The 20,886-nt window shown below is 51.2% G+C and carries 17 protein-coding genes and 1 other RNA gene; 2 read left to right on the plus strand and 16 right to left on the minus strand.

Annotation, left to right across the window (positions count from 1 at the left end):
• Positions 1-45 precede the first annotated feature (45 nt).
• The 10 genes from ABD843_RS02895 to rnpB form a co-directional block, all read right to left on the minus strand.
• Positions 46-687 (minus strand): porin family protein, encoded by a 642-nt coding sequence (locus ABD843_RS02895; RefSeq protein WP_345078244.1) that lies wholly within the window; start codon positions 685-687, stop codon positions 46-48.
• Between the two features lie 48 nt (positions 688-735).
• The gene (locus ABD843_RS02900) at positions 736-1,188 is read right to left on the minus strand and encodes a sll1863 family stress response protein (protein ID WP_345078247.1); all 453 of its coding nucleotides are present in this window, start codon (positions 1,186-1,188) and stop codon (positions 736-738) included.
• 228 nt (positions 1,189-1,416) lie between these two features.
• Positions 1,417-1,977, minus strand: a complete 561-nt coding sequence (locus ABD843_RS02905) for a helix-turn-helix domain-containing protein (RefSeq protein WP_345078249.1) — start codon at positions 1,975-1,977, stop codon at positions 1,417-1,419.
• 508 nt (positions 1,978-2,485) lie between these two features.
• Positions 2,486-3,268 (minus strand): queuosine precursor transporter, encoded by a 783-nt coding sequence (locus ABD843_RS02910; protein WP_345078252.1) that lies wholly within the window; start codon positions 3,266-3,268, stop codon positions 2,486-2,488.
• 47 nt (positions 3,269-3,315) lie between these two features.
• Positions 3,316-4,392, minus strand: a complete 1,077-nt coding sequence (locus tag ABD843_RS02915; RefSeq protein ID WP_345078255.1) for an RluA family pseudouridine synthase — start codon at positions 4,390-4,392, stop codon at positions 3,316-3,318.
• Between the two features lie 82 nt (positions 4,393-4,474).
• On the minus strand, positions 4,475-6,748 hold the full coding sequence (locus tag ABD843_RS02920) for an NADP-dependent malic enzyme (protein ID WP_345078258.1): 2,274 nt from the start codon (positions 6,746-6,748) through the stop codon (positions 4,475-4,477).
• 128 nt (positions 6,749-6,876) lie between these two features.
• Positions 6,877-7,677, minus strand: a complete 801-nt coding sequence (locus ABD843_RS02925; protein ID WP_345078261.1) for an ABC transporter permease — start codon at positions 7,675-7,677, stop codon at positions 6,877-6,879.
• A gap of 1 nt (position 7,678) precedes the next feature.
• Positions 7,679-8,587, minus strand: a complete 909-nt coding sequence (locus tag ABD843_RS02930) for an ABC transporter ATP-binding protein (protein WP_345078264.1) — start codon at positions 8,585-8,587, stop codon at positions 7,679-7,681.
• Positions 8,588-8,621: 34 nt separating this feature from the next.
• Positions 8,622-9,521, minus strand: coding sequence for a hypothetical protein (locus ABD843_RS02935; protein WP_345078267.1), 900 nt, complete (start codon positions 9,519-9,521; stop codon positions 8,622-8,624).
• Positions 9,522-9,591: 70 nt separating this feature from the next.
• Positions 9,592-9,957: RNase P RNA component class A (gene rnpB / locus ABD843_RS02940), an RNA gene on the minus strand.
• 152 nt (positions 9,958-10,109) lie between these two features.
• Between rnpB and ABD843_RS02945 the strand changes: the two genes are divergently transcribed.
• The gene (locus ABD843_RS02945; protein ID WP_345078270.1) at positions 10,110-12,311 is read left to right on the plus strand and encodes a sodium-translocating pyrophosphatase; all 2,202 of its coding nucleotides are present in this window, start codon (positions 10,110-10,112) and stop codon (positions 12,309-12,311) included.
• 249 nt (positions 12,312-12,560) lie between these two features.
• Here the strand turns inward: ABD843_RS02945 and ABD843_RS02950 are convergent, their stop codons facing one another.
• Positions 12,561-14,192 carry a S41 family peptidase gene (locus ABD843_RS02950; protein WP_345078273.1) on the minus strand — a complete coding sequence of 544 codons (1,632 nt, stop codon included), beginning with the start codon at positions 14,190-14,192 and terminating at the stop codon, positions 12,561-12,563.
• 157 nt (positions 14,193-14,349) lie between these two features.
• Here ABD843_RS02950 and ABD843_RS02955 point away from each other — a divergent pair, with 157 nt between their 5' ends.
• Positions 14,350-14,613: a hypothetical protein gene (locus tag ABD843_RS02955; RefSeq protein ID WP_345078275.1), complete on the plus strand. Its 264-nt coding sequence runs from the start codon at positions 14,350-14,352 to the stop codon at positions 14,611-14,613.
• A gap of 19 nt (positions 14,614-14,632) precedes the next feature.
• On the opposite strand, the gene ABD843_RS02960 is transcribed toward ABD843_RS02955, so the two are convergent.
• The 5 genes from ABD843_RS02960 to ABD843_RS02980 all read right to left on the minus strand — a co-directional run bounded on the left by ABD843_RS02960 (position 14,633) and on the right by ABD843_RS02980 (position 20,753).
• Positions 14,633-16,612 carry a tetratricopeptide repeat-containing sensor histidine kinase gene (locus tag ABD843_RS02960; protein ID WP_345078278.1) on the minus strand — a complete coding sequence of 660 codons (1,980 nt, stop codon included), beginning with the start codon at positions 16,610-16,612 and terminating at the stop codon, positions 14,633-14,635.
• A gap of 243 nt (positions 16,613-16,855) precedes the next feature.
• A complete protein-coding gene (locus ABD843_RS02965; RefSeq protein ID WP_345078281.1) occupies positions 16,856-17,482 on the minus strand; it encodes a hypothetical protein in 627 nt (208 codons plus the stop codon).
• Positions 17,483-17,592: 110 nt separating this feature from the next.
• Positions 17,593-18,888: an anthranilate synthase component I family protein gene (locus tag ABD843_RS02970; protein WP_345078284.1), complete on the minus strand. Its 1,296-nt coding sequence runs from the start codon at positions 18,886-18,888 to the stop codon at positions 17,593-17,595.
• A 47-nt stretch (positions 18,889-18,935) separates the two neighbouring features.
• Positions 18,936-19,403, minus strand: coding sequence for a hypothetical protein (locus ABD843_RS02975; protein ID WP_345078287.1), 468 nt, complete (start codon positions 19,401-19,403; stop codon positions 18,936-18,938).
• 81 nt (positions 19,404-19,484) lie between these two features.
• A complete protein-coding gene (locus tag ABD843_RS02980; protein WP_345078290.1) occupies positions 19,485-20,753 on the minus strand; it encodes an adenylosuccinate synthase in 1,269 nt (422 codons plus the stop codon).
• Between the last annotated feature and the right edge of the window lie 133 nt (positions 20,754-20,886).

A 20,886-nucleotide genomic window follows, 5' to 3' on the forward strand; every position in this document is an offset into this window, starting at 1 on the left:
AGTGATAGAATAGGTTGTTGTCCGTTATAACTTTTACTGCGTGCATCAGAACTGGTAACCCAGCGTCAGCTGCAGCCATTGGTTCTTATACCTGGGCGTAGATGACGAGCCATCGCCATTGTTCTGCTGCAGGTCCCAGCCTGCGCGTGCACCAATGACCATAGGTGCGACCACAACATCGCCACCGAACATCAGGCCCAGCCTGTTGCGACGTATGTTGTCGTTCTCGAATTCCTGCTCACGCTCCAGCGCTGTGTTCTCCCATACGAATACATTGCGCTGGCTCAGCAGGTACGAGTATACCGGGCCTCCCAGTATGGTAATGAATTCTACAGGTTTGAACTGTATGAGCACCGGCACATCTATATGCGATGTAGTACGTGTGAGCGTGTATTTGGAATTCAGTATCACATCTGTGGCCTTGAACCCCTTTTGCGAGAAGAGGAGCTCGGGCTGTACACCCAGGTATTTGCCTATGGGTATGCCCAGGTAACCACCACCTACAAAGCCAACTTTAGGGTCGGCCCTGAAGCTTTGTCCCTGTTCGTCCCATACGTTCGATCCATTGATACCGGCCTTCAGGCCGAATACGAGATCTGTACGGGTATCAGGTACCACCACCTGTGCTGTCGCCTGCTGCATGCAGAGTGTCAGCAAAAGCAATGGGATGAATGATAGCTTTTTCATGACATAGGTTTTAGTAGTGAAAGGATGGGTACTGGTAGTGAACAATGCTTATTTCACATTGTTCTTGCCGAGGTCCGACAGGGCCTGGCCCAGGTTGTCCATATCACGGTTGAACTCTGTTTTGAAGTTCTCCCATTTGTCCTTACCATCGGCCTTGTAGTCGCTCATGCGGGCCTTCAGTTCCCTGTTCTTTTCTTCCAGGGCCGCTACTTTTTGCCTGTATTCTTCCCTGGCCTCTTTGCGTTGCTTGTCTACATTGGCTTTCAGCTCGTCTATAGTACGGTTATTGGCCTCAGAGCGATCTACCATAGTGCGGCGATATTCCTCTATCTCGGCCTCATACTCGGCATTTGCCTTGTTCAGGTCGTTCTGTGCTTCTGCTACGTTCTCCTGTGCGTCTTTTACATCTTCCCTTGCGCGGTCCTCGCTCGATCCGCAGCCTGTGGCCATAAAGCCTGAGATGATAAGTGCGCCTGCGATTGCAATGATGTTGCTTCTCATAGTGTGTGGGTTTTTTATTGTGAAAAAATAATGTTTCTCGTAAGTAGCATACCCTGTAATAAGGCACATGGGTATCGGATGTGTGAGGTATATGCCAGGGGTCGCCTGGCATATACCTCACACAAAATTACTTGGGTACTTAAGGGTAACTGTTATAAGCTTGGGGACCTGGCTTATATAAATCACATGTACTAACTATGGCGCCGCTACATGTGTTCACTGGCCGTATCAGATGTCCTCTAGCGCGATGCGCTTTTCGCTCATTTGGTGTTTGTAGTCGCTGGGAGTATGGCCTGTCACCTTCTTGAACTGGCTGGACAGGTGCGCTACACTACTATAATTTAGTTTGTACGAGATCTCGGTAAGGTTCATGTCGCCGTACAGCAACAGTTCTTTTACCTTTTCGATCTTGTGCTTGATAATGTACTGCTGGATGGTGATACCCTTCACAGAAGAGAACGTATTGGCAAGATAGGTGTAATCCAGGCCTATAGCGTCGCTGATGTAGTACGAATAGTTTACGGCAGGCAATTCCTCCAGGCTATGGATCATCTTGATGATGACGTTCTTGATCTTCTCTATCAGTATCTCCTTTCTGTCTTCCTGCAACTCCAATCCCGAGTTGTGCAGGTCTTCTTTTAACTTTGCTCTCTGTGTGTCTGTTATGTCTGGAACTCCTTCCACTACTCCTAGCTCAACTGCAGAATAATGCAGTCCTAATTTCTTGAGCACATCTTCAACAACCATTTTACACCGGAGGCAGACCATATTTTTGATGTACAGTCTCATAACGGTTCGAGTTTAAGTGATTAGCGATGAATTTTTCTGTTTTGAGTGCCTTAAAATTTTGGGTGCTACTTTAATTCCCTTGCGTTTACTTCGATCGTGATAGTTTTCTTTGAATGGTTTAAAATGTGGTTTTAATAGGTTTAAAAATATAGTTGATACGGCGCCGATAGGGTATTGACAACCTCCAAATAACAGCTGTTCCGGATGTGTTGTTGACATAAATTTACAACATCATTCGTTAATTAGTTACTAACGAAAGAGTGCTTTGCGTTAAAAAAATGATAAGGCGGCAGTCCTATTTTGATGGTGCATGCCCCAAGTGATTATCGATCAATAAGAACGGCAATAGTGTAGAAACCCCCAAAAGGGACAAAAATTTTGTAAAAAAGTTGAAAAAATATACAAATTGGCCTGTTTCGGCGGAAATTTCTTGCGAGATACGAATTTTACAATGTTGTATATGATGTGATCTAAGGGCTATACGTCACTCAAGTGCAGAGCCGCTCGTTCATTCGCCCTTGGTCATGGCTGCGGCCTTCATTTCGCGGGCCGTGTCATGACCCAGGTAATTGTCTATGATGCGCTCTACAAGGTATATGATGGGCGTGAGCAGCAGCGCCACGGCAAACTTGTAAGAATAGCTGATGAGGCATAGGGCCATTACACGCGGAAAACTCCAGCCACGGCCTATCTGGAACGCTATGAAGAGCACTACGAAACTATCTACGAACTGCGATACCACTGTAGAGCCTGTAGCACGCAGCCATACCTTTTTCTCCCCGGTATATTGCTTGATCTTGTGAAACACCCATACATCTACCAACTGGCTAATGAGGAAAGCCATAAGGCTGCCTACTATTATCCACATACCCTGGCCGAAGATGCCACTGAATGCGGCCTGCATATCGGGTATGCCGCTATCCTTCTGGCTGGTGACCCAAAAGGAGGTATCGGAAGGGGTATTGATGGCCGCATAGAAACAGAAGAAAGCATAGCTGATAAGCACCACGGCTATATAAGATATGCGCCTGACGGCCTTCTGGCCGAAGTATTCGTTCACTATATCGGTCATGATGAACTCGAGCGGCCATAGCAGTACACCGCAGGAAAGGGTATATGTAAGGCCCGATTCGCCAAGCAGGGTGAAAGGCTGTGGCTCCATGCCGAACACTTTCTCCAGAGAGAGCAGTTTGCCGCCTATACACTCTGCTATGAGGGCGTTCGCAACAAAGAACGAGGCCAGTGCCACAAATAGTTTGGTGGGCTTGTCGCTAAGTATCTTATGGACCATTCTTCTAAGATAAAGAAGTATTACGGAAAGAAGAGAAAGGAGTTGTATTACGCCTTTCTCATGGCAGTGGTATATGTGCGCCACTTCTCTATCACTTCCACCATTTCCCGCGGCAGATCGGAGTCGAACTGTACCTTTTCCCCGGTGGCAGGGTGGGTGAAGCCCAGCTCCTTTGCATGCAGCGCATGGCGCGGCAATATGGCAAAGCAGTTATCTACGAACTGCTTGTATTTGCTGAAGACAGTACCCTTCACTATACGGTCGCCGCCATAGGTGCCATCGTTGAAGAGCGGGTGGCCGATGTGCTTCATATGTACCCTTATCTGGTGTGTACGGCCTGTTTCCAGCCGCAGCTCTACAAGGGTCACATAATTGAAACGCTCCAGTACCTTGTAGTGGGTGATGGCATCCTTGCCATACTCACCATCGGGGAAGGCATCCATTATCTTGCGAAAGCGCAGGTTGCGGCCTATATGTGCCTGTATGGTGCCCTCATCGTTGGGCAGGTCGCCCCATACAAGGGCTATATAACGGCGGTATACCGTATGTTTTTTGAACTGCGCAGCCAGTGAATGCATGGCCTTTTCGGTCTTGCCTATCACTATAAGGCCGGTGGTGTCTTTGTCTATGCGGTGTACAAGGCCTACACGGTTCAGGCCCGTAACATCTACCTGGCCCTGCTGCAGGTAGTACGACAGGCCATTCACCAATGTACCGCTATAGTTTCCACAGCCGGGGTGTACCACCATGCCTGCAGGCTTATTGATGATCATGAGGCTGTCGTCCTCGTACGCTATGTTCAGCGGAATGTTCTCGGGTATTATCTCCTGGCTTTCGGGCCTGCGGGTCTCAAAGACAACTATGGTGTCATTGGCCTTCACCTTATAGTTGGCCTTTACCACATTGTCGTTCACCAGTATATAGCCCTCATCTATGGCCTGCTGTACCTTGTTGCGCGTAGCGCCCTCCAGCCGGTTCATCAGGAATTTGTCTATCCTCAGGGGCTCCTGCCGCTTGTCGGTAACTATGCGCAGGCGTTCTACCGGCTCGCTGTCCGCTTCCGATACCTCGGCCTCGGGGTCCTCATCGTCCCATACATCCTCTGTCTCGTTGTCTGTAAGCATGGCGCAAAGGTAGTTGTTATAACAAATGCACCATGCTGTGCCCTATGGCAGTAGCGTGGTGCATTCGCAGTATCTTATATTATCATTTTCCCTTGCTCTGGGCCTCTGTTACGGCAAGGGCTATCATATTCACTATCTGGCGCACGGTGCTGCCCAGTTGCAGCACATATACCGGCTTGCGCAGGCCCAGCAGTATGGGGCCTACGGCCTCGGCGCCGCCTACCTCCTGTAGCATGTGGTAGGCTATATTGCCTGCTGCAAGATTGGGGAATATGAGCACATTGGGCGATTCGTTCACGAGGTCGGAGAAAGGATAGTTCTCCTTCAGCAGATCTTTGTTGAACGCTACGCCGGCCTGTACCTCGCCATCTATCACCATATCGGGATTGGCATCTTTGATCTTTGCGACGGCATTGCGCACAGCAGTGGCCTCCGGCGATGGGCTGCTGCCAAAGTTGGAGTAGGACAGCATGGCTATGCGCGGCTTTATGTTGAAGCTGCTTACCATATCGGCCGTGAGCATGGTGATGTCCACCAGCTCGTCTTCCGTGGGGTTGAAGTTGAGGGTGGTATCGGCAAAGAAGAGCGGGCCTTTTTTGGTGAGCATGATGTACATACCTGCCACCTTGCGTACACCCTCTTCCATACCTATTATCTCCAGCGCAGGGCGAATGGTATCGGGGTACTTGCGGGTAAGACCCGATATCATGGCATCGGCATCGCCATTGTGCACCATCATGCAGCCAAAGTAGATACGCTCGCGCATTGTCTTTTTAGCCTCGTACAGGTTCACGCCCCTACGCTTTCGCATATCGAAGAAGGCCTCGCCATAGGCATTGCGGGTAGGCTCCATGCTGGCGCATTTGGGGTCTATTATCTCCACGCCATCCAGGTGGTAGCCATATTCGGCTATCATGGCCTTTATCTTTTCTTTATTGCCCAGCAGTATGGGTATGGCTATACCCTCGTCGCGGGCTATCTGTGCGGCATGGAGTATCTTGGCATTCTCTGCCTCGGCGAACACTACTTTCTTCGGGTTCTGCCTGGCCTTGTTGTTGATGAACTTCAGCAGGTGGTCGTAAGAGCCCGAGCGGCGCTGCAGTTCTGTCTCGTATGCCTCCCAGTCGGTGATGTGCTTGCGTGCTACACCACTTTCTATGGCCGCCTTTGCTACGGCAGTAGATACCGTTACCAGCAGGCGTGGGTCCATAGGCTTGGGTATGATGTAGGAAGGGCTGAAATGCAGGTGGCTATCGTTGTAGGCAGCGTTCACTATATCGGGCACGGGCTCTTTGGCCAGTGCGGCCAGCGCCTTTACGGCAGCCAGCTTCATGGGCTCGTTTATGCTGCGTGCACGCACATCCAGCGCACCGCGAAATATATAGGGGAAACCCAGTACATTGTTCACCTGGTTAGGGTAGTCCGACCGGCCGGTGGCCATTATCACATCGGGGCGGGCAGCTATGGCTTCGTCATACGATATCTCGGGCGTGGGGTTGGCCAGGGCAAAAACTATGGGCTTCGCCGCCATACTTCTTACCATATCCTGCGATACTATATTGCCCTTCGACAGGCCTATGAACACATCGGCGCCCTGCATGGCAGTGCCCAGGTCTACCTGTGCCATGTCTTTGGCAAAAGGCCTTTTGTTGTTGTCCAGGTCGGTGCGGCTGCTTACTATCAGGCCCTTGGTGTCGAACATATACATGTTCTCTATGCGGGCGCCAAGCTCCATGTATATCTTGCAGCACGATATGGCCGATGCTCCCGCACCGCTTATCACCATCTTTATATCTTCTATCTTCTTGCCTACCAGTTGCAGGGCGTTCAGCAGCGCCGCACCCGATATGATGGCCGTTCCATGCTGGTCGTCGTGCATGATGGGTATGCTCAGTTCTTCCTTCAGCCTGCGTTCTATCTCGAAGCATTCGGGCGCCTTTATATCTTCAAGGTTGATGCCGCCGAAAGTAGGCTCCAGCGCCTTTACCACAGTTACGAACTCGTCTATGCTCTTCGAGTTCAGCTCTATATCGAACACATCTATATCGGCATATATCTTGAAGAGCAGGCCCTTACCTTCCATCACCGGCTTAGAGGCCTCGGGGCCTATGTCGCCCAGGCCCAGCACGGCGGTACCATTGCTTATGACGGCCACCAGGTTGCCCTTGGCAGTGTATTTATATACATCCTCGGGGTTGGCATGTATCTCCATGCAGGGATCGGCCACACCGGGAGAGTAGGCGAGCGCCAGGTCGCGCTGTGTCTTTGTTTCCTTGGTAGCTACTACTTCTATTTTTCCCGGCCGTCCTTTTGCATGGTATTCCAGTGCGTCTTCCTTCCTTACCAGTTGTGCCATTGGTCGTTTTTTGAGTTGACCAAGGTACGAATTATGGGAACAAGGTGTGTATGCGGTAAATATGGGGAAAGCGGTAATGTACAAGTGGTAAAGAAGCGAGGGAGATATGAATGGGGCAACGTGTTCGCTTACCAGTCATTACGCCTCAGTATGGCCCTGCCGGCAAAGTAATATACGGCGCACCAGCCAAGGGTGACGGCCAGGTATGTCTCTTTCGATATCTTATCTACCTGCGAGATTATGGCCTTGGTCATCATCATAAGAGGGAAGGGTAGCAGCTCGTCGCTGCACTGCAGCATCAGCAGGTTGCCATATGGTGCATCGGCATAGCTGTTGATGATGCCTTTAGCTATGTTCTCTATTATCATAGAGTACAGCAGGAAGAGGCCTATGGCCAGCCCGCTGCGTTTGATGGCAAAGGAAAGCAAGAGTGCCAGCCCCATATAGTCGAGGCACATGACGAAGAAATAGAACACACTCTTGAGATCGGAGAAAGCACCGCTGAACGAGCCGGAATAGCCCTTGCCGAACAGCACACCCAGTAGCAGGAAGTATAACGTGATGATGAGGCTAAATGTGACAACGAGCAGCACCTTGGTATGGAAGAACTGCATGCGGGTGAGGCCATCTATCACATTCTGCCTGTTGGTGCGGAAGGAGTATTCATTGGTAGTGATGATGATGACCAGTATGGACAGGAAAAGTATGAATATACTACCCCAGAAACCCAGGTTGGCCCACACCTCGGGGAAAGAATAGGCGGTATTGAGCAGGTTGATGCCATCTTTGCCGCTGCCACCCAGTTTCAGTACACCGCTGGCTATCTCATAGTTCCACAGGGGCAGCAGCAGGGCAAAAAGGCCCAGCAGCACCCAAAAGGTGCGGTACTTCCTTAGTTTCAGCCATTCTATAGATAGCAGTGCCAGCATATCAGTTGTTGGTCAGTTCCATGAATTTTGTTTCCAGGCTCTTTTTCTTCAGCAGCAGGTGCGAGAGCACTATGCCCTTGCTTATGCAATACTCGTTCACCTGCACAGGGCCGGTGCCCTGCTCGCAAGCCAGCAGCAGGGTGCCTTCGCTTATTTTCGTGCTGCTTATGCCTGCCATTTGCTTCAATGCTTCTTCCAGCGCGTGCATGTCTGTTGCCCGTACCTCTATCACATCCTCATTGCGCAGGGCCTCGTTCACGGGGCCATGTACCAGCAGGTCGCCGCGCTTCAGTATGGCCACATGGGTACATACCTTCTCTACTTCGTCCAGCAGGTGACTGGCTATGATGATGGTGATACCCTGCCTGTGCAGTGTGCGAATGAGGTCGCGTATCTCGGCTATACCAGCGGGGTCCAGCCCATTGGTGGGTTCATCGAGCACCAGTACTTTGGGTTGCCCCAGCAGGGCTGCGCCAATGGCCAGCCTTTGTTTCATACCTAGTGAGTACGTCTGGAATTTGCTGTGCTTGCGCTCCAGCAGTCCCACCTGTTTTAGCACCCGGTCGCGGTCGTCTTCTTTCAGTTGCCTGATGGTGGCATTTATCTTCAGGTTGTCGTAACCGGAGAGGTAATGGTAGAAGTTGGGCGTTTCCAGCAATGACCCTATGCGCCTGCGGGCCTCGGCATGAGGTATGCCACCGAACCAGCTATAGGTACCGCCCGCGGCCACCAGCACATCCAGTATGATGCCCAGCATGGTGGTCTTGCCACTACCATTGGGCCCCAGTATACCGAACACACTGCTCTCCGGCACATCGAACGATACACCGTTCAGGGCACGTACCGGGCCGTATGACTTGGATATATTCTGTATGGAAAGTATGGGCTGCAATGGAGCGATGATGAACAAATATATGCAACTTATATCAACACACAGGTTATCATTACATACCCGGTTCCATACTCAGCATCACGGTCTTTTCCTGCAAGGTGGTGTTCATGTCGTCGTGCAGGCGTATGATATATTTGCCTGCCTGGTCGCGCCGGGTATCGAAACGTACTACTACGGCAGAGCCATACTTGTCGGACACTATATTGTTCTCTACCCGCTTGTGCAGGGTGCCATCGGCCCTATAGACCGATACATATATTTTCTTGCTACCCTGCTGCGCGGTCCAGTTCATGTTCACATACAGGGTCTCCTCGCCACGGCGCACCATTGGCCTCTGGCCCGATGTATCGGTAGCATATCCGGAGTAGTAGGTAGGTACGTCCATTTTTCGCTTTTTGGCTATGTACTTTATCAGGTTCTCTGATGCCACAGGATATTGTGGCGAGTATACAGAGCGCAGCGGATGCTCGTTGGTGAATGTCCATACCGCGCCCTGTTTCAGGCATATGGGCATATCATTGCTTTTGGCGTAGCGCAGCACGCTTACAAGTGTGGTGTCCAGTTGGCGGGAGAAGGTATATCTACCACCGCGTTTGGGGCAATATGCCCCGCTATTGCCACAGTAGGCATCCAGGGCAATGGTCTTTTCCTCGCAGGCGTTCAGTACCAGTATCTCATCGCCTTGTGTCACCAGCGGCTGCCGGGTGCTGTCATCGGGTTTGAACATAAGTGCCGGCTCTATGTTGATAGAAAGTGTATCGCGGCTGTTGCTGGTCACATCAAGTATGAGGGCCTTTTCGCCGGTACCGCCGCGCGCCTTGGCGCGTACGTTCACCAGCCGGGTGGCAATGGCCTTCCTCAGGCTTATCTTACGATTCTTTGCAGCCGCATCGTATGCGGTATGGCATATGAATAGAATGCCCAGCAGGCAGATATACGAACGAGGGGACATAGTAAATAGGAATGAGTTCGTTATAAAATTAACGAAAAATATCAGGTATTATTGCCGCGGGAGATACAAAAAAACTACAATGCCTGTAAGCCGGATCCTGTTGCCCCGCGAATGCCGGGCAGGCTATCATTTATCTGGGACAATGTTCGCACATTGCCTCTAGCTGCCAACCCACATACATCGGGCGAGCTACCCTCAGGCGTATGCTTATTTGGCATTTCAGCACGCAAGGTTTGCCCCCGCTGCATGTTGCCATACAGCGTCGTGGTCTCTTACACCACGTTTTCACCCTTACCCCGTTGGGGGCGGTAATTCTCTGTGGCACTGTCTGTTCCCGGCCTGCGCCGGGACCTACCCGTTAGGTAGTGCGCTGCTCTGTGCTGTCCGGACTTTCCTCTACCGCCCTGTGAGCGGCAGCGATAACCCGGCATTGTAGCCCGGCAAAGATAGCCATTATTCGGTGTGCGCCTCTTTGGCACCCGTCATATGTTATTGCATCGTATACTGTAGGATAGGTGTAAATATGATGTGCGTATTTGATCTTGAACTGTTATATTTGCGAACTTCAATTTTAACACACTTATAAGAATGATGACACTTTTTTACCTCGTACCATTGTTCGGAGTGCTGGCGCTCCTGTACACTTTCATTAAGGGCTCGTGGGTGAGCAAGCAGGACTCTGGCAACGCCCGCATGCAGGAAATAGCGAAATACATAGCCGAGGGTGCTATGGCCTTCCTGAAAGCCGAATACAAGATACTGACCTATTTCGTGATAATAGCCGGCCTGCTGCTGGCCTTCATGGGGTACAGCAACCCCAAGTCGAGCCCTGTCATAGCTGTAGCGTTCGTGATAGGCGCTGTGTTCAGCGCACTGGCGGGTTTCATAGGTATGCGCATAGCCACCAAGGCCAATGTGCGCACTGCCGAAGCTGCCAGGACCAGCCTTTCAAAGGCGCTGAACGTATCGTTCGGCGGTGGTTCGGTAATGGGCATGGGTGTTGCCGGTCTGGCAGTACTGGGCCTGGGTAGCCTGTTCATCGTCTTCAAAATGATGTTCGCGCCAAATGGCACGCCCGAGGAAATGGAGAAGGCCATAGAGGTGCTTACCGGCTTCTCGCTGGGCGCCGAGAGCATTGCGCTCTTTGCCCGTGTGGGCGGCGGTATCTACACCAAAGCTGCCGACGTAGGCGCCGACCTGGTAGGTAAGGTAGAAGCAGGCATACCCGAGGATGACCCCCGCAACCCTGCCACCATTGCCGATAACGTGGGCGACAACGTAGGCGACGTGGCCGGTATGGGCGCCGACCTTTTCGGTTCTTATGTGGCTACCGTGCTTGCTACCATGGTACTGGGCCGCGAGACCACATCATCGGGCGACAACTTTGGCGGTATGGCTCCCATACTGCTGCCCATGCTGATAGCAGGTGTAGGTATCGTGCTTTCTATAATAGGTACAATGTTCGTACGCATATCTGACAGCGTAGGCAATAGCACTGCCGCTGTACAGAAGGCGCTGAATATGGGTAACTGGGGCTCTATAGTGCTTACGGCCGTGGCCTGCTACTTCCTGGTGAACCATATACTACCTGCCAATATGAGTCTGCGTGGTCACGAATTCACTGCAAATGGTGTGTTCGGCGCTATAATAGTAGGCCTGGTAGTAGGTACGCTTATGAGTATGATAACCGAGTACTATACCGCAATGGGTAAACGCCCTGTGTTGAGCATCATCCGCCAGTCATCGACGGGTCATGCTACCAACATCATAGGTGGCCTTGCCATAGGTATGGAATCTACCACACTGCCCATCATAGTGCTGGCAGGTGGCATATGGGGCTCTTATGAGTGTGCGGGCCTGTATGGTGTGGCCATAGCCGCAGCGGGTATGATGGCCACTACGGCCATGCAGCTGGCCATAGACGCCTTTGGCCCCATAGCAGACAATGCCGGTGGTATAGCCGAAATGAGCGAACTGCCCAAGGAAGTACGCGAGAAGACAGACATACTGGATGCCGTAGGTAATACTACTGCTGCTACAGGCAAGGGTTTTGCGATAGCATCGGCTGCGCTGACCGCGCTGGCGCTTTTTGCGGCCTTCGTAGGGGTGGCAGGCATCAGCGGTATAGATATATATAAGGCCGATGTGCTTGCATGTCTCTTTGTAGGTGGTATGATACCTTTCATCTTCTCTTCGCTGGCCATACGCGCGGTAGGCGAGGCGGCCATGAGCATGGTAGAAGAGGTGCGCCGCCAGTTCCGCACCATACCGGGTATAATGGAAGGTACAGGCAAGCCCGAGTACGATAAATGTGTGGCTATATCTACAGAGGCCTCTATCAGGAAGATGGTGGCTCCCGGCGCTATAGCCATACTTACCCCCATAGCCATAGGCTTCCTGATGAAGGCCGAGGCGCTGGGTGGTTTCCTGGCGGGCGCTACAGTGAGCGGCGTACTGATGGGTATGTTCCAGAACAATGCCGGCGGTGCATGGGACAATGCCAAGAAGTCTTTCGAAAAGGGTGTGGACATCAATGGTCAGACCTATTACAAGAAATCTGAACCGCACAAGGCATCGGTAACGGGCGATACCGTGGGCGATCCATTCAAGGATACATCGGGTCCTTCTATGAACATCCTCATCAAGCTGATGTCGATAGTAGCGCTGGTGATAGCTCCGTCTCTGCCTAAGAAAGAGAACAAGATACCTGCTGCCAATGTAGAGGTAAAGAAAGAAATAAAAGTTACCACTGTGACCAACAAAAATGTAGCTGCTGTAGCGGTAAAATAAGATACATCATCATTCCTTTGAAATGGCTGCCGTTGACCCGGCGGCCATTTTTCTTTTGGGCGATAAAAGGGAGGTGATGCGATATCACACCGATCAGGAGCTTCTTATTTCTTTAAGGTAGCCTGCTACGGGGCATATCTGCCACTTTGGTATGCATTTGCCTACAAACATCTGGCCCCGCCGGGGGCTAATATATGATCGCATAAAAAACTTGTGGTGGCACGGGCGCTTTTAGCTACCTGAGATAAACTACTTGTTTTGGGCAATGATCCTTTGTCCATTCAGTATGGCATCGTACTGCGTGCCATTTATGATGGACAATGCCTTGTTCACCATAGCATCTTCACGCAGGCGTATAGAATAATAGCCATTATCGCGGAAGAGATAGCGGGCCAGTTGGGCCTTTATCTGCGTACGGAAGAGCTTATTGCTGCCCTGTACCGTTATGTGTTTTGCTACTTGTCGCTGTTCGTCGGGCGGCAGCAGTCCTATATAGTTGCTTATTATCTTGTCCTCCCCGTTGAATGCGCGTGTAAAGTCCTGTATACTGCTGTAGCTGAGCAGGTCGCGGTTGCGTACATAGTGGTCGTGTATGGCCTGGCGCATCTCGTCGCTAAAGGCTCTCTTGAACAGAGGGTCTGACCAGCGTGCTGTGTCGTAGGGTACATACACATCGGGCGTTATGCCGCCGCCGCCATATACCAGCCGGCCTTTTGCTGTATGGTAGGGTGTGGTATCTGCGGGGCGCACCTGCTCCTTACCGGTAAGTTCGCCATCCAGCAGCCTGTTCTCCAGGTCTTCGTTATAGACATCGCGGCCTTCGGAGAAGGAACGCTGTATACTGCGGCCCGAAGGGGTGTAATAACGGGCTATGGTAAGGCGCAGGGCAGCGCCATCGGGCATTTCGTACTGCTCTTGTACAAGGCCCTTGCCATAGGTGCGCCTGCCTATTATGAGGCCGCGGTCCCAGTCTTGCACAGCGCCTGCCAGCACCTCGCTGGCCGAGGCCGAGCTCTCGTTCACCAGCACTATGAGCTTGCCACTTTCAAATGCGCCTTTTTCCTTCGCACTATGGTCTATGCGTGGCGTATGCCTGCCGCGGGTAGATACTATGAGCTTATCGTTATCCAGCAATTCATCCGATATGGAAGTGGCCGCATCCAGGTAGCCGCCACGATTGTCGCGCAGGTCTACTATCAGTTGCGTGGCACCTTCTTTCTTCAATTCTGCCAGTGCCTTTGTGAACTCCTCATAAGTAGTGGCGCTGAAGCGGTCCACTTTTATATAGCCGGTCCTGCTATCGAGCATGATGTTGGCATCTACGCTGTACAGGGGTATCATGTCGCGCGTTACCTGTACCGTTCTGCTGCCCTCATATGCTATGGGGCGTATGGTGATACTGACATTGGAACCCTGCCTGCCCCTCAGCAACGCCATTATACGCTCTGATGTGATGCGCGTACCTGCCACCACCGAATCACCTACTTTTATCAGTTGGTCTCCGCTTACCATACCGGCTTTTGCGGCCGGGCCGTTCTCGGTCACCGATGTTACGTTCACCGTATCGTGCATTATGGAGAACTCCACGCCTATGCCCGAGAAGCCGCCATCCAGCTCGCTATTGGCTATGCGTGCATCTTCGGCAGAGATGTATACGGTATGCGGGTCCAGCGGGTCTAGTATGCCTGTCACAGCATCCTGGTACAGGAGGTCGGTGTTCACAGTGTCCACATACCTTTCCTTTATCAGTTCAATAAGTTCTTCGAGGCGGTCGTTCCTTTTTACGATGGTAGAGATGTCGCGCTTATTGCGCAGCGAATCCCTCAGCTTGAACCCCAGCACCATACCCACAATAAGCACAAGAGAAAAGAATAAGGGCATCAATACATTGCCCTTTTCCCCTGGCCGTTCATTAGTTTCCATTTTCACAGTACTAGCTTACAAAGGTACGGGGAATAATATGTCTGCGACAATGTAAAATATAATGCTTACCTATAAGGCTATTCGCGATCTGTATTTTCTGTTATATCTTTACCACATGAAGCGCATCTCCCTCATATCGCTATTGTGTGCCATTGTGTTCGCCTCCTGCTCGAAGAACAATTGCTATACCTGCGTTTTGTATAAGAAGGCCAATGACAAAACGTTATCGCAGACGAAATTCAAGTATTGCCGTATAAAAAGGAGCGATATAGAGCAGATGGAAGCGGATAGCGCACGCACATGGACCGCCACCGATAGCAAGGGCGTTGTTTATAACATGGAGCAGGTACTGGACTGCACGGTAGATAATTACTGGTAGTCAGCGATCTGTCTGCTTCCTAGGCAGATGCCTTTAGCGAGAAATAGAACGTCGATCCTTTGTTCTCTTCCGATGTTACCCATATATCTCCGCCGTTCTCGTTCACGAATTCCTTGCAGAGCATAAGACCTATGCTGGTGCCTTTTTCGTCGGCAGTACCGCGGGTACTGCTGGCAAATGGTTTGAATATCTCCTGCTGTCTCTGGGCGTTTATGCCTATGCCATCGTCTGTAACAGAGAATACCACATGACCTGCCTTTTGCCGGGTATCGGCGCCCAGCGTTACCGTACCGCCATTGTGCGTGAATTTAAGCGCATTGGACAACAGGTTGCGGATCACGAAATCGAAGTGGGCAGGATCTGCGAATACTTTGGTACCCGGAGCTATGTTGTTAACGATGGATATCTGTTTTTGTTTCGCAGTGATGCTGATGAGCGAAAGATTGTTCTGTACGGCATCATCTACCGCAAAAGCGGACTGCTTCATCCCTATGCCCTTTATCTGTGCCTGCCCCCAATAGAGTAGTTTATCGAGGGTCTCGGCCGATGCCTGGGTATGGGCTATAAGGCTCTCTATAAGATACTTCTGCTCCTCTTTCGATGTGCTGCTGTCTTCCAGTATCTGCAGCATCACAGGTACATTGCCTATGGGGCCGCGCAGGTCGTGACCAATGATAGAGAAGAGCTTGTCCTTCATGTCATTGGTCTTTTGCAGCTCGTTCTCTCTGCGCGACAGGCGGCGGTTCAGCACATTCGTTTTGCGGTATAGCAATAATACTGCTATGAACAATACTGCGAAACCTATGGCCACGCCTATGATGATGTTCCTGATGAGCCTGTTCGATTCGTTCTTTTCCTCGGCCAGCGCCAGCTGTGCATTAGAGCGTTCCAGCTCGTGCACGCTCTGCAGGTCCATTATCTCTTTTGCCTTTTCTTTACTTTCCAGGCTGTCCTCTATGTGCTTCAGGGTGGCCATGGCATCGAATGCCTCTTTGTGCTTGCCCATGCGGTTGTACTGCTCTACCATGGCATCGTATATGTCGGGCTCCATAGACCGCAGGCCCAGTTCCTGCACTACTTTCAGCGCTTCTTTCAGTGTCTTTATGGCTTCCTCGGGCTGTGTCTTTCCTATCACCCCCGACCGGCTGACACTGATCCGGGCAAAATCCTCGGGCATATTCTTGTCTTGCGTTATCTTCAACGCTTCGTCGAAGTAGGCAAGTGACTTTTTGTAGTCGCCATACTTGTCGAAAACAATGCCCAGGTTATTGAGGGTCTGTATCCTGATACCCGTTTTTTCGGGCTTGTTGCTGCCTGCAAGCGCCCGCTCGAAGTAGGGCAGCGCCAGTTCCAGGTTACCCATCTTTGCATACACTATGCCTATGTTGTTGTAGAGGTATATGACATCGGTGCCTTTTACCTCTTTTTTGCCCATCAGGTTCAGCGCCTTGTTGTAGTAGTCCAGCGCCTTGTCCATTATATCGTTCTTCTCGTTCACCACACCTATCTTCATGTAGGTGTTCACTATACCGTCGGTATCGTGCAGCTCTTCGAAATATTTGAGGGCTTCCATAAAATGCTTTGTAGCATCTCTGAAATTGCCGCTGCGCCCTTCCAGTACTCCTATGCCGTTCAGCGCACTTGCAATGCCTCGTTTGTTCCCTACCTCGCGAAAGAGCGCTATGGCCTCTTCCTGCATTTGACGTGCCATATCTATACGGCCGTGCAGCGAGTTCATGAAGGCGAGCAGCACCGTCATAGATGCGATGCCGTTCTTGCTCTTTTTGGCTTTGAATTCCTGCAGGCCCATGTTGGCATAGTAGGATGCAGAGTCGGGTTGGGAGTGCTGGTAGTAATTGTAAATATCCCTATAGATCTCTATCCGCTCTTCAATGCTTTTTTGGTTTTTCAGGTCTGCTTTCAGGGCAGAGATATCGACCTGCGAGAAAGACGTGTATGCGCAAAGTAAGGAGATGAATAGACAAATATATAATTTCATAAGCGTAACAACCTTAGACACAATGGGTATTTCCGAAGCTTACTGGAGCGTAGGCTATACTACGCAAATTAAGTGTTTCCTTTCCTTTTTTCGTTACACGATACGGAAATAAAACCATCTTTCACAAAACACCCTTAAATTAGTTGTTAATATTGCCGGTATGCATTTTATGTGTTTAATATAAGATGGCAAGGCGATAACAGGGTAGATATTGTGCGGTAAAAAGATGGGTAAGATACCGCATCAGCGGTTGATGTAGGGCTTGTGCGCACGCAACGAGTGGTTGTACATATTCCTTTCCTCATCGAAGAACTGCAGGCCCAGGTGTATGCCGCAATCGAGGAAGGAGCCGGGCCCCAGCGAATAGAAGAGGTTCTTGTTGTAGTCGTCCTTCTTCTCTATGGGTGATGCCAGTTTCACGCCTATATTGCCCTCTATGAAAAAATGCCCGATATTGATGCGCTTGCCTACACCGCCGCCCGCAAAAAGATAGCCATCTACAACGCCATAGGGGTCTTCGGCACCGGCAAAGTAGGGCTTGGGTGCATAGCCTGCATTACCTACGCCCATCTTGCCATAGAAAAAGGCCTCGTTCTCGGCATTTTGTATGCTGAAATAACGATGGAACTCGCCAAAGGCCTGGTAGCCGGGAAAGAACCCATAATAATGCCTGTAGCCCAGCAACACAGAGTTGGCAGAGCTGAGGCGGTATTGCAGCCTGAGACCGGCCTTGGACAGCAGCCCCAGCGGGTTGGTGACATGCACAGAGAGCCTGTAAGGGGTATATGGGCAGAACTGACCACGGGCCTCACCACGGCACAGCAAGAACAAAGCCAGCAATAAATGGGTGAATAATGTCTTCCGCGTCATTCGTGTTTCAAGGTGTGGTATATGCCCCGGTGGGGGACGATGGCTTACAAATATCGTGTTTGTAATGCAAGAATACTATAGGAGCAGGTAAAATTCTTTCGGGCCCTGCGCTACATAAAGATGCGCTCCAGCGCCCAGGCCTTCAGCCGCATCTCTTCCCATTCGCTCTGCGGCTTGCTATCATAGGTGATGGCGCCACCTGTAGAGCGCGATAGTATGCCTGTGGCACTGTTGTAGAACAGGCTGCGGATGATGACATTGAGGTCCATATCGCCGCCGGGGGTGATGTAGCCTATGGTGCCCGAGAACAGCTCGCGCCGGGTGGTCTCGTACCTGTCTATCAGTTGCATCACTTTATGCTTGGGCGCGCCCGTCATGCTGCCCATCGGGAAGCTAGTGCGTATGGCCCGGGCAAATGTGGCATCGCTGCGCAGTGTACCGCTGATGGTAGATATCATTTGGTGTACCTGCGGGAAGGTATAGATACCAAAGAGCTCATCCACCGCTATAGAGCCTGTGCGGCAGCAGTGGGCAAGGTCGTTGCGTACCAGGTCGGTTATCATCACGTTCTCTGCACGTTCTTTTATATCGGCGGCAAGGGCTGCTTTTATCTCTTCATCTTTAAGTGGGTCATTGTCGCGGCGGGCGGTGCCTTTTATGGGTTGCGACAGTACCGTGTTGCCCTCTTTGCGCAGGTAGCGCTCGGGGCTGGCACACATCATGTATCTGTTGTGCAGGCGGTAGTATGCGGCAAAGGGTGCAGGCGATATAGTATTGAGCGCATGAAAGACCGCTAGTGTATCCAGGCCCATGTGGTGGGCCGTACCGGTAGTGCAGTAGTTTATCTCGTAGCAGTCGCCATCGGCTATGTGCCTGCGCAGGGTCTCAATGGTATCGATGTACATATCCCTGCTCATGGGATCGGTGAAGGAGAGTTGGGGTATGCCGGAGGTGTCTATCGTATCGCTGGCGGCTTGTATCTCTTTATAGATATTGTCAGGGTCGGCTGTGGTCTCTATGGTTAGGGTGGTCTGCCCGCTATCGATATAGCACACTGTCTCCGGAACGAAGAACTGCAGCAGGGGGAAACCGTGTATAGCAGGGTGGGCGGACGATAGCTTAGGTTCCAGTATGTTCTTGAGGTCGTAGCATATATGGCCGAAGAGCCAGTCGGGTTGCTGTGCGTGGGCCTCCTGCAGTGCCAGCAATGGGTCGGGGGTATCGCAGGCCACTATGCGGTGTGCCCCTGCTGCCACCAGGCACTCATAACCGCTGTAGGGAGACGGGTAGCCATTATTGTCTAAAAAAGCAAGGATACTGTATGGTGCAGCCCAATTCAGTATCCTTGTTTTTAGTATGCCGGCCGTGGCCGGTGTTATCTGGTAACTAGCTTTGTTCCTGTGCAATGGCAGTGTGTTACAGCGTATAAGTAAGTGCCACAACAGGTGGCATGCTAGAAGTCGTCGTCATCGTCATCGAAACCTCCGCCACCCTCAGAGAAGAAGCCGAGATCTTTGAATTCATCATCCACATCGAAGTCATCGTCCTTCGATGATTTTTTCTTTCCGGCCCCTGTCTTCGACTTCGATTTCGGAAGGTCGAATTCTTCGAACTCTTTGTCTATATCGTAGTCGTCCTCATCGCCTTTGTTGAAATCATCATCATCATCCATCTCGTCATCTATATCATCATCGTCGTCGTCATCATCATCGTCATCTGCGGTTTTCTTTTTCTTTGCTGACGCAGCAGGCGCTGCTTTTTTAGCCTTCTTCGCAGGCTTTTCTTCCACCTCTTCCTCTATCTCATCTTCATCATCCAGTTCTTCTTTCTTAGCCTTGGGAGATGCCTTCTTAGATGCAGGAGCCGCACTTGGTTTCGCGCTTTTTTTAGGTGCGTCATTCTTGTTGGTATTTGATCTCATAGCCCTTATATCTTGATGGAGTAAAATTTTGATAGTTTGCTGAAATTGCCAAATTTTTTTACCACTAAAAAAATTTTTTTTTTAGGAAATAATAATTAATTGATCGCGTCCTGTACCGTTAGAAATGTGCGATATACGCGTGCCCAGGTACTCTTCTATGAAGCTGCAGTAACGCTTGAATGTAGCGGGCAGGTCGTCATAGGTGCGGCACTCGCTGAGGGGCATACCCGACCATCCTTCGAAGGTGGTGTATACGGGCGTTACCTTGGTATCGCAAAGGTCGTAGGGCAGTTCTTTGGTCTCTACGCCATCTATGCTGTATGCGGTACATGCTTCCAGTGGGCTGAAGGCATCCATTACATCGGTCTTGGTCATTATGAGCTTTGTGACACCGCTCAGCATCACGGCATAGCGCAGTGCCACAAGGTCTATCCAGCCGCAGCGGCGTGGCCTGCCCGTAGTAGCGCCGAACTCGTGACCTGCCTTGCGTATGGCCTCGCCCAGCTCGTCGGTAAGCTCGGTGGGGAAGGGGCCGCCGCCTACACGGGTACAGTATGCCTTGGTAATGCCATATACCTCGCCTACGCGCGCCGGCGATACACCCAGGCCGCTGCACACACCTGCTGCTATGGTGTTGGAAGATGTAACAAAGGGATAAGTGCCGAAGTCCACATCCAGCATACTGCCCTGCGCACCCTCGGCCAGTATCTTCTTGCCGTTGTTCAGGTGCTCGTCCAGCCAGTACTCGGCATTCACTATCTGTAGCTGGCGCAGACTTTCTACAGCCTCGAAGAATGGCTGCTCCCACTGCTGCCAATCCACTACCTCGGGGTACTGGCGCAGCATCTGCAGGTGCTTCTGTGTGAGCCTGTTGTATTTCTCCTTGAAGTTGGGAGACAGTATGTCGCCCACGCGCAGGCCATTGCGGCCTGTTTTATCCATATAGGCAGGTCCTATGCCCTTGAGCGTAGAGCCTATCTTGTCTGCACCCTTCGATGCTTCGGATGCGGCATCGAGCGCACGGTGCGTAGGCAGTATGAGGTGCGCCTTCTGCGATACGAACAAGCGCTGCAACAGATCGGGGCAGAGAGGTACTATCTTGTTTATCTCGTTGCGCAGGGTGACGGGGTCTATGACCACGCCATTGCCTATGAGGTTGAGGCAATGCTGGTGGAATATGCCCGAAGGAATGGTATGCAACACCACCTTCTCGCCGCCCACATACAATGTATGACCGGCATTGGGCCCACCCTGGAACCTTGCTATTATATCGTACTGACCTGCAAGGAAGTCCACTATCTTACCCTTGCCTTCGTCGCCCCACTGAAGGCCCAGCAAAACATCTATCATATGGTTGTGTATTTGTGTTCCGGCAAAGCGCCGGAGAGATATGTTATTTGGAACGCCAAAAATAAAACTTCGCCCCCGGAAAATGAAAAGATCTTTAGGTGAATAGTGGCGTCACATATTTAATATCCTTTTT

This window comes from Nemorincola caseinilytica (assembly GCF_039540515.1).
Classification (GTDB): Bacteria; Bacteroidota; Bacteroidia; order Chitinophagales; family Chitinophagaceae; genus Nemorincola; species Nemorincola caseinilytica.